The organism is Bythopirellula sp. (genome assembly GCF_041737835.1).
Taxonomy (GTDB): Bacteria; Planctomycetota; Planctomycetia; order Pirellulales; family Lacipirellulaceae; genus Bythopirellula.
In genome coordinates this window covers 83,155-91,926 of sequence record NZ_JBGSQY010000051.1, presented here as the reverse complement: position 1 = coordinate 91,926, position 8,772 = coordinate 83,155, and the positions used below count along the sequence as shown (strand labels likewise).

Annotated in this window: 7 protein-coding genes; 1 reads left to right on the top strand and 6 read right to left on the bottom strand. The window is 55.0% G+C overall.

Annotated elements, in window-relative coordinates; translation table 11 throughout:
• Both tsaE and AC6T8Q_RS16745 read right to left on the bottom strand, forming a co-directional pair.
• On the bottom strand, nt 1-254 hold a 254-nt coding region (tsaE, locus tag AC6T8Q_RS16750; protein ID WP_500680179.1), incomplete at its 3' end, for a tRNA (adenosine(37)-N6)-threonylcarbamoyltransferase complex ATPase subunit type 1 TsaE.
• 5 nt (nt 255-259) lie between these two features.
• The gene (locus AC6T8Q_RS16745) at nt 260-1,204 is read right to left on the bottom strand and encodes a thiamine-phosphate kinase (protein ID WP_500680178.1); all 945 of its coding nucleotides are present in this window, start codon (nt 1,202-1,204) and stop codon (nt 260-262) included.
• 243 nt (nt 1,205-1,447) lie between these two features.
• Here AC6T8Q_RS16745 and AC6T8Q_RS16740 point away from each other — a divergent pair, with 243 nt between their 5' ends.
• Nucleotides 1,448-1,687 carry a carbon storage regulator gene (locus AC6T8Q_RS16740; protein ID WP_496918924.1) on the top strand — a complete coding sequence of 80 codons (240 nt, stop codon included), beginning with the start codon at nt 1,448-1,450 and terminating at the stop codon, nt 1,685-1,687.
• On the opposite strand, the gene AC6T8Q_RS16735 is transcribed toward AC6T8Q_RS16740, so the two are convergent.
• The 4 genes from AC6T8Q_RS16735 to murB form a co-directional block, all read right to left on the bottom strand.
• Entirely contained in the window at nt 1,684-5,091 is a 3,408-nt protein-coding gene (locus tag AC6T8Q_RS16735; protein WP_500680177.1) for a hypothetical protein, read from the bottom strand. The genes AC6T8Q_RS16740 and AC6T8Q_RS16735 overlap by 4 nt on opposite strands.
• A 297-nt stretch (nt 5,092-5,388) precedes the next feature.
• Complete coding sequence (locus AC6T8Q_RS16730) at nt 5,389-6,552, bottom strand: prenyltransferase/squalene oxidase repeat-containing protein (RefSeq protein ID WP_500680176.1); 1,164 nt, start codon at nt 6,550-6,552, stop codon at nt 5,389-5,391.
• A gap of 99 nt (nt 6,553-6,651) precedes the next feature.
• Nucleotides 6,652-7,650: a cell division protein FtsQ/DivIB gene (locus tag AC6T8Q_RS16725; protein WP_500680175.1), complete on the bottom strand. Its 999-nt coding sequence runs from the start codon at nt 7,648-7,650 to the stop codon at nt 6,652-6,654.
• Between the two features lie 107 nt (nt 7,651-7,757).
• Complete coding sequence (gene murB / locus AC6T8Q_RS16720) at nt 7,758-8,636, bottom strand: UDP-N-acetylmuramate dehydrogenase (RefSeq protein ID WP_496918921.1); 879 nt, start codon at nt 8,634-8,636, stop codon at nt 7,758-7,760.
• Nucleotides 8,637-8,772 lie beyond the last annotated feature (136 nt).

The window sequence follows — 8,772 nt, the reverse complement described above, 5'->3', positions numbered from 1 at the left end:
CGGAGTCGGTAGGTGTCGAAATGAAATACTGGCATCCGTCCGCCGAGATATTCGTTCACGAGTACGAACGTGGGGCTTGTAATGGCCTCACGTGGGTTGCCGAGCGCTGCGGCGACGGCTTGCACGAGCCGCGTTTTGCCCGCGCCGAGCGTGCCGACCAGCGCGACGGTTGTCGCGGAGCTCAGGACCTCGGCGAGCATTTCTCCGAGGCGGTCGGTATCGGCTTCGTTCGTAGCGAGAAAATGAAAACTCATCATGTTCAGTCGTTGTCTGCGTGGTGTTGGAAACCCTGGGGGGCGAGCGGTTGGCGGTGGCCGTGGGAATCGACTTGCCACAAACCGGCGTCGGCGATTGCCTCACCGATCCGCGTGATGGAAATGGAAAGGGGTTGATCGCTCAAAATTTCGCGGGCGGCGTCGGTCGGCACGGCTAGGAGCAATTCAAAATCTTCGCCATCGCCAAGGGCGTGTTCAAGGGGGGGGCGGTGATCTTGTTCGCTAAGCCGGCGAGCGGCTGAGGAGATGGGGATTAATTGCGGATCAATCACAATACCGAGGTTGCTCGCTTTGGCGAGTCGCGCGGCGTCGATGGCGAGGCCATCGGAGATATCCATTCCTGCGTGCAGCGTGTAGCGTTCATTGAGCAGCAATGCTTCGGTTATGCGGGGTTCCACGGTAAGGTGACCTCCTAATATGCTGCCGCCGAGCGAACCGGTGACAAGAATCTGATCGCCAACTTTCGCGCCGCTACGGGTGAGCGGACCGCGCGCGGTTGTTTCGCCGATGGCGGTGACGCTAATCGCGAGTGGGCCGTCCCAAGTGTTGGTGTCGCCGCCGGCGATGATGATGCCGTGGGTTTGCGCGAACGGGATCATGCCGCGATAGAGTTCGATCGCGAGTTCCAAGGCCGTGAGTTTCGCCGTGCCTTGCTTGGGCAACACCAGCGACACAAACGCGGCAACCGGTTTCGCGGCCATGGCGGCCAGATCGCTGAGATTAACGCCAAGCGCCTTGCGACCGATGAGTTGGGGGTCGACTTCGTCGATCAAAAAATCCACGCCGTCGGTGAGCATGTCGGTGGTGACCACGGTGTCGGCGTTTTGCGCAGCGATGACTGCGGCGTCATCGCCGAGCGCAATTTTCAGCCGTTCGCCCGAGGGCAAATTTTTTTCAAGCCAGTCGATGAGTTCTGCTTCAAGCGACAAAGGAATAACCTAAATTACGCAAACCACCAACTTGGCTTGCTAGCATGGGAATTCTTCGAGGAAAATGCTGAACGCGGCTCGACCAACTGCTTGCGTTCTAGCACCGCCAGCATTAGCGTTACGTTTAATGAGGCGATCACAAGCCGTTGGATTGTCGGTCCTCAGCTATTTTCAGGTAATGGATGCGTTTTGCAAACCCAGGCCCTCGAAACCCGAAGCGGGTTGTGAAAAGGAGTTCACCTCGTGCTGGTCGTCTCGCGAAAAGTTGGTGAACGAATTTTGATCGGTGAGCAAATTTGCGTCACCGTCATCAAAGTTGGCAGTGGCGGCGTGAGGATTGGTATCCAAGCGCCGAAAGAAATGGCCGTCGTGCGGGAAGAGCTCGCGGAGCAAGTCCGCCGGGCCGAGGAGCTCACAATCAAACTTGCGCAAGATCCGTCGACAAACGGCGAATCGGCATCCATGGATTCGGCAGAGCGCTAGAGCGTTTGCCAATCATTGAGCGCGGAATCCGCGGCGTCGGACCAGATAACTTCTTCTGCCAGATCGCTGTTTTCATTTTCCCGCAGAATTATGCTGGGCGCGGTCTCCCACGCCAGATCAGCGGGCTGGAGGCTTTGTTGGTTGAAAGCTGTTTCCTGCAGCACGAGATTATCGGCGATCAATGCTGTGGCTTGATACTCGCTGCGGTCGATCCAATTCACCACCGGTAGTGGAGCCAGCCAGAAATTGGCAGTCGACATCTGATTTTCGACTGGCTCGCTGGTTGTCGTGATTAGGGTGGTAGATAACGCTTGTTGTGAAGACGTTTCTTGCTGAATGCTCGGAACGGATTCGACGACAGCGATACCAGTTTCATCAGCATCTTCCGATTCTTCAATAGCAACGATTGCTGATGAAGGGGCCGTGATTTCTTCAGCATCCGGTCCAGAATGCTGACGCTGCCAAATGAGAAAATCGCGGCCATCGACGTCGCCATCGAAATCGGCATCACCCTGCGCGTGAACGCCGTAAGTCCACAGGATGCCGTAGCCTGCTTGCCAGGCTTGCAGGTCAAGATCGTCGATCACACCATCATCGTTGAAATCGCCATCGGGTGGACCAACATTGATTCCTAATCCATAACCAGCTTGCCAGGTTGCGAGATCGAGTCCGTCGACTCGGCCATCGGCATTGGAATCGCCATCTTCAAGTGAGGCTCCAGATGTTAGCCAGGCTCCCTGCTGCCAGATAAGAAAATCACGGCCATCGATGTCACCATCGCTATCGAAATCAGGCGCGACGGGCTGAGGTGGAATGTCGAGTGCTTGAAACATGTACGAACTGCCAACGAATACTTCACGCTCCTCGGTGGTTAAGGATTGGGTCGGGCTGAACTGGATTGCATACCATTCGAGTGGCGTGACTTGAGTCTTGTTGGCATTGCTGAGAAGAATTGCCGTAGGAATCAGATCGGTGGTCGATCCTGATAACGACTTGCTATCGTATCCATAGCCATTGCGAGTGACGAGCATCGTGACACCCAACTCTTCGGGAGAATTAGAAATCACAAGGCGAATTTGATCTTCTCGATCCCAATAAATGGATTTGAACGACATCTTGTCGAGCAACAGACCGCTGCTGTAGACATCGATGGATAGCACGCCGGCGGCAGCGGATGTTCTTGTGAATGTCACGTCAATGCGCTCGGACAGACTATTAAAAATCGTAGCGATGGTATGAACCGTGCCGTTGCCGTTGGCATCGAAGTAACTTGAAAAAGAACTCAATTCTGAGAGGCCAAATGTTAGAGCTGTCGACCATGAGGTCGTAGTCGTGGCGGGCAAATTGACCTGTGCCAGTTCATGCCCCCCACTTGAGTCGGGTGGCATAGGATACGTTGGGTCCGTTGATTGTGTTAGCCCCCCCATCGCCATGAGCCAACGGCGTGGCGCAGTATCAGTACCGTTATAAAGGCGCAACAGTTGCTCAGACGAGGAGGTACTAGTAGGGCTAGGAATGACATAATCGAGCGACGGAACCCATTGATTATTGGCGTACCAAACTGATTCTCTCTCAGATCCGATCGCATTGCCGATGCGTATTTGCGGGGCAATTCCATTGCCATCGAGTGAGTAATGCCATGATGAGAGCCAGTGGAGTTGACTTCCTAAGCTGGTTGCTCCCGTAACGTCCCAAGCGCCCAGATTGCGACTTGTCCCGTCACTGCGGACTTCATAAAGCGGCATGTTCTCATCGACCGGAGGCGCCCCTTGCGGTTGTACGTCTAAGGGTTGCAGATTGTCGGCGTAAATGTATTGGCCATCTTCATAAAGAACACGTCGAATAGTATTACCGGAAGCTGGAGCGGTGACCTGCGTCCATTCGGACGTTGCTAGGTTGAAGCCACCGGGATTAATCAACAGTGGGGCCTGGGTATTTGTTTCACTTTTGCGTGGCAGTTCCAAGGCGTGCAGAGAACCTTGGTGCAACACGATCACTCGGTTGCCATAGATATACGGTTCCGAAGCTCCGAGATTTAAGAGAGTTCCCCAATTCTCACCATCAATGGAAAAGTAGAGCGCATCTATATTGCTGACTTGAGAGCTATATTCCTTGGAAATGTAGCCAACACCACGTATGTGTTGCAACCAAATCGAAAGGCGACCCGCATAGCCGCTGCCAGAGCCAACCCCCGGAAATGATCCCCGGAGGTTGGAAACAATAGCCTTTTCACCAATTTGATCAGGCGCCTCGACCTTCATGATGACTTCTGCCTGTTCGTCACCGGCGACAATAATATCGCCCAACTGCCCTCCCGGAGCAGCGGCCACGGCCTGCGTGCCGATCAGATGCTCCTTGGCGTCGTTTGGACTCCATCCTCCTTGAAAATTGAGTTCGTGAGTCCAAGTGGTGGTCGTGTAGTTCTCAAGGTCGGCGGCAACGTGACGCACGACCCGGTTTCGATACGAGACATCGCCCCAGAACGAGGCCATTCCATCGGCGAACATTCCGGCGGTGTGGGCATGGAGACCTCCGGCGTCGGCCGTTTCCCACGTTTCGTAGACCAACTTATTTGCTTCTACGACCCAAGGTTCTCCCACGGCGGATCGGCGGGCACGGAACAAACCAATTTGCCCCCCCTTGGGGTCCCCCGATTTTTGCAGATAATCAGCCCAGGGAAACCAAGCGCCGAGCAAGTCGTCGGGTGATTGTTCGGGGAACGCATTTGCAAAAGACCAGCTCCGTGCTCGTTGCATGGTGTCGGTAACGTTACCAGCAATCGCAGGCACATCAAAGCCACCTCCTACTTGTTCAACGCGGGCAAAAGTTTGTCCCCAATCTTGGGTGTAAACAAACGAAACCCCTTCGGCTGCCCAACTGTTGCCAACGCGTCGTTCGCGTTGGCACATAATCACGACAAGCCCTTCGTGGATAATCGCATGTTGGGCATTGTAGCGATAACTTTCGACGGTGCCTTGCATCAGATCACCGTTTACGGTGTTGAGTTGCAGCGTATTGACAACGGTAAATTCTTCGCCACGTAAGAATTGCATGCGCTGAGCATTGCGATCATATAATATTGCCAGCGGTGTCGCACCGTCGTGATCCCAGCCCGAGCCCAGAATTTCTGATTGGCCAACGTCGGAATAGACTTGTGTCCATGTATTGATCTCGCTGAGCAGTGTTTCGTCACCGTAGCGAGGAACGCCGGTATCAACTTGCTCCCCTTGGGGATCAACCGATTCGGAATTTCGCGTGAATTGAAAAGGCAGTGTGCCTTGAACGCCGTTGTCGAAAACGACCGATTGCCAATTTTCAAGCGTCAGTGGAGACTCGCCCGAAAAGGCATAGCGTGGTTCCAGCATTTCGATGCGCAACGTGCAACTGCTGGGGACAGGGCGCATGGATGAGCGCTTCTTCACCACGGAGAATAAATACTGAATCATCAAGTTGCCCTGTTCCGGTCGGAAAAGAGAGCAGTGAATTGCCAAACCGCTCTCTGGGAGATGCGTCGAGTGCCGCAGTTTCCAGAATAGATGGGCGCTCCCGATTGGACAAGGAATTTGGCCGATTGGTCGGTTTCGTGGCCGTATTATAACGGTTTTGTCACCTGCGCTTTGCCGCGGGTGGGAGCTGGGCATTTGCTCAGAAATGACCACATTTTGGTCAGTCGAAGCTTGGTCTAAGTTCCAAAGAAAAACTTACCGCTGGAAGATGGGCAATAGCTCGTTGGAAACGGATAAGGCTAAAACGCTTAAGGCCGTGGTGTAACACTGTCCATAGTTCGCCTCGTTGTAATTGGAATCGACGCTCCAAGAACCGTTTGCTTCCTGGCCAGCAAGAAGTTGTGCAACAGCGGTTGGGTAGTAGACTTTCCAGTATTGGCCGCCGAGCTGATACATCGCCTGACATGAATAGAACGTGCCGTAGTGGTAACTGTCTTTTTCTCCCATGACGTCGTTATAAGTTCGGAAGCGGTACCGCAATAACCAGTCCCCCGCGGAGCGGGCCTCCACGCTTTCATGACGGCCGCCATGGGCCAATGCTAGAATGCCTGCCCCTGACATCGCGCGGCTATATGGTCGGCCCGGAGGCTCCAGTGTGTAACTGAAAGTTTGTGCCTGTTTGTCATAACACTTGAGCACATAGGCCATCGCCTCGTCGATGGGTTCATCGGCAATATCAAATCCTGCATTGCGCGCGGATCGAAGCGACATGAGATACCAACCCGTGATGGAAAGGTCTGACTCAGCTTCGTCCCAGTGGCAGACGTATCGCCAGCCACCTTTATCGATTTCGCGTTTCGGAGAATCCTGGATCGAGAGTGTCAGCTTCAGAGCCAACTCAAGAATCTGACGGCGCTTCGCACTATTGCGAGAGCCATGCATGCCGTAGGATTCGCTGAGCATGAGCGAAGAAATTGCGTGGTTGTAAGACGCTGGTATCCCCGTCCATTCATAATTCGAGCCGGGATCGATCAGGCCCAGCGGCCCCACAAGTGACAACAAGCCATTATCCTTTTGGCATCTCGTCACAAAGTCGATGGCACGGGCGAGTTGCTTGCCATAGATGCCCTCGTCGGGAACTTCCCCTTGTGCCATAAATGCCATCACCACGAGACTGGTCACCCCAGGTTGTCCGGTCGGGAGCGTCGCAAACGAGCCGTCGGGTTGCTGCTGGCTGGCTAACCATGCCAATGCTTTTTCAACCGACTTGTCGACTTCATCCCATTTTTCGACGGATAGAGCCGCTTGTGGATCTTCATAAGAACCTGGATTCAATTCAGGTAGGTTGGGAAGCTGCGCAAACGAAGCCTCGGTAAAACCGAACAGCAGAATGGCTCCGATCAAGTAGGGAGTTCCCATGCGCATGAGCTAAGAGAAGATCGAAATTTGAAAAGCAGAAAAGGTCCTCCATTAAATTGACGTTTCTCTGTTAAACGTCACACACAAATCTGAACACTGCTATTTCACCACCGAAGTATCTTCGTCGACAGGGTCTTCCTTCTTCACCGTGCGAGCCGGGCCATCGGTCTTTTTCACGGTCCTGGGCGTGACGGTAAGCTGATTACGCACATCGACAATCGCGGGGCTTTGCACTGTGTCGAGCGGGCCGTGTTGATTGACGCAGCTGCGCAGGCGGTCGAGCTTAGATGCGAAGTCGGCCTCACCTGGCGGCGATTGCCCAGGGGCCGCTCCCCACACAACCCGAGTCCCGCCGCGGGTCATGAGGTCGTAGACGAAAAAGCGATGCTCGTCGAGAATCTCCGGCCGGGTGGAGGGGAGGATATCGACCAAATGCAGCGATTCCCATACGTCCGAGAGTTTCACGGCGAGATCGACCGCACCTTGTACGCGGGGGCTGTCCCATTTTTGCCCCACCGGGGGACGATCGACGATGTTTTGAATCCGTGGCATGTAGCGCTTGCGAATTTCGGGGACATCCCCAATCGGCAACACAACGGCTTGTTCGTCGAGAGGTACGAGCAACATCCCTTCTTCGCTAGCCATTTCCACGACCGCCACGGGCTTACGAAACGTGACATCAACGTGTACGCCCGCGGGAAGCTGCTTGGTAATTTTTTCGACCGAACGAATCCAGGGGTGCAGAACGAAACCGTCTTGCACGACATTCATAAAGGCATCGTCGAGCACGGAGAGTTGCTGATCCAGGCCCGCGTTGCGGATGACTTCGGCGCGAATATCTGAGCTGATCCATTCGGGCTGTGGGGTCATCGTAATTCGCTCGGCGGAAAGCAGATACGGTTGGCGATGAATCACAAGCGGGGCGACGTGCTGCCAAACGGTCTGCATGCCCCAACCGAGCATCGCAACAACCACGAGAGAGAGCAACACGCGCATACGTGGCACTGCAAAAGAAAGCTTCTTGCTGGGAGCCTTCGTCGGCGCTGCCGGCTGAGGATTCTTGACTTCGGCGGATTTCTTGCGTTTGATCGTAGCCACTCGAACACCTCCTGCGTTGAGTCGCGACATTTCTTAATTTTGTAACGTCGGCTTCTAGCCGTTGGTTAACTCGCTCAATGGCGGCTGGAAGCCACCACTACGTTTCCTTACCAAATCTCGAGTTCGGTTTCTAATTCCACGCCGAGACGCTCGGCCACGCGGCTGCGAATCATGTCGATAAGCCGCAGCACGTCCTGGCTCGTGGCACCTTCGGTGGCGACGATGAAATTCGCATGGCGTTGGCTGACTTCGGCCCCGCCGACGCGGGTTCCCTTGAGCCCGGCCTGATCGATCAACATCCCCGCGCTCATGCCGCGTGGGTTCTTGAAGACCGTGGCACAATTCTGATGCGAAAGCGGTTGGCCGGCTTTCTTGACGATCCACTGCTTCTGCATCCGCTTGGTGAGTTGCTCGGGGTCGTCTTCTTCTAGCAAGAATTCGGCGTTGAGGATCACCAGCTCGTCGAGGCTGCTTTGGCGGTAGGCGAAGACGAGGTCTTCACGGTCGCGTTGGAGGATTTCGCCAGCACGGGTCATCACGGTCGCGCGGCAGGCCCATTGGCCAATGTCGCCTGCGCGGCTACCCGAGTTGCCGTGGAGTGCACCACCTACCGAGCCGGGAATGCCAACGAGTGGCTCCAGGCCAGCGAGGCCAGCACGGACCGATTCACTAATCGCATGAGCGAGCTTTGCTCCGCCACCGGCCGTGAGGCGGTTGCCGCGAATTTGGATTTCCGCGAAATCGCCACCGGCGAGGCTCAGCACCATGCCGGGAACACCATCATCGCGGATCAAGATATTCGAACCACCACCGAGAATGCGGATCGGAACTTCTTCGTCGCGACAACGGCGCACGAGGGCCCGCAGTTCGTCGACGGTCTTGGGCTCGGCGAAGAATTCGGCGTGTCCACCGATCTTGAGCCAAGTCCGCTCGGCGAGCGGTTCATTTACACGAACAATTTTTTCAAAGCCACTGACAACAGTCATTGCAGATTCCACCTCAAAGAGCAGGCATTATCGTGACTTGTAGGCCGCCAGTCGTCAATTCTCCTGTGACAATTGCGCCAACCGCCACGGCGCACCGCCGCTGATTCTTGTTTCGGCAGAGTATTATTCTTGCATA

What these genes read in the sequence shown, in the direction of transcription:
- AC6T8Q_RS16735 (WP_500680177.1), bottom strand. Translation starts at nt 5,091, where the DNA reads ATGCGCCCTGTCCCCAGCAGTTGCACGTTGCGCATCGAAATGCTGGAA.
- AC6T8Q_RS16730 (WP_500680176.1), bottom strand. Translation starts at nt 6,552, where the DNA reads ATGGGAACTCCCTACTTGATCGGAGCCATTCTGCTGTTCGGTTTTACC.
- murB (WP_496918921.1), bottom strand. Translation starts at nt 8,636, where the DNA reads ATGACTGTTGTCAGTGGCTTTGAAAAAATTGTTCGTGTAAATGAACCG.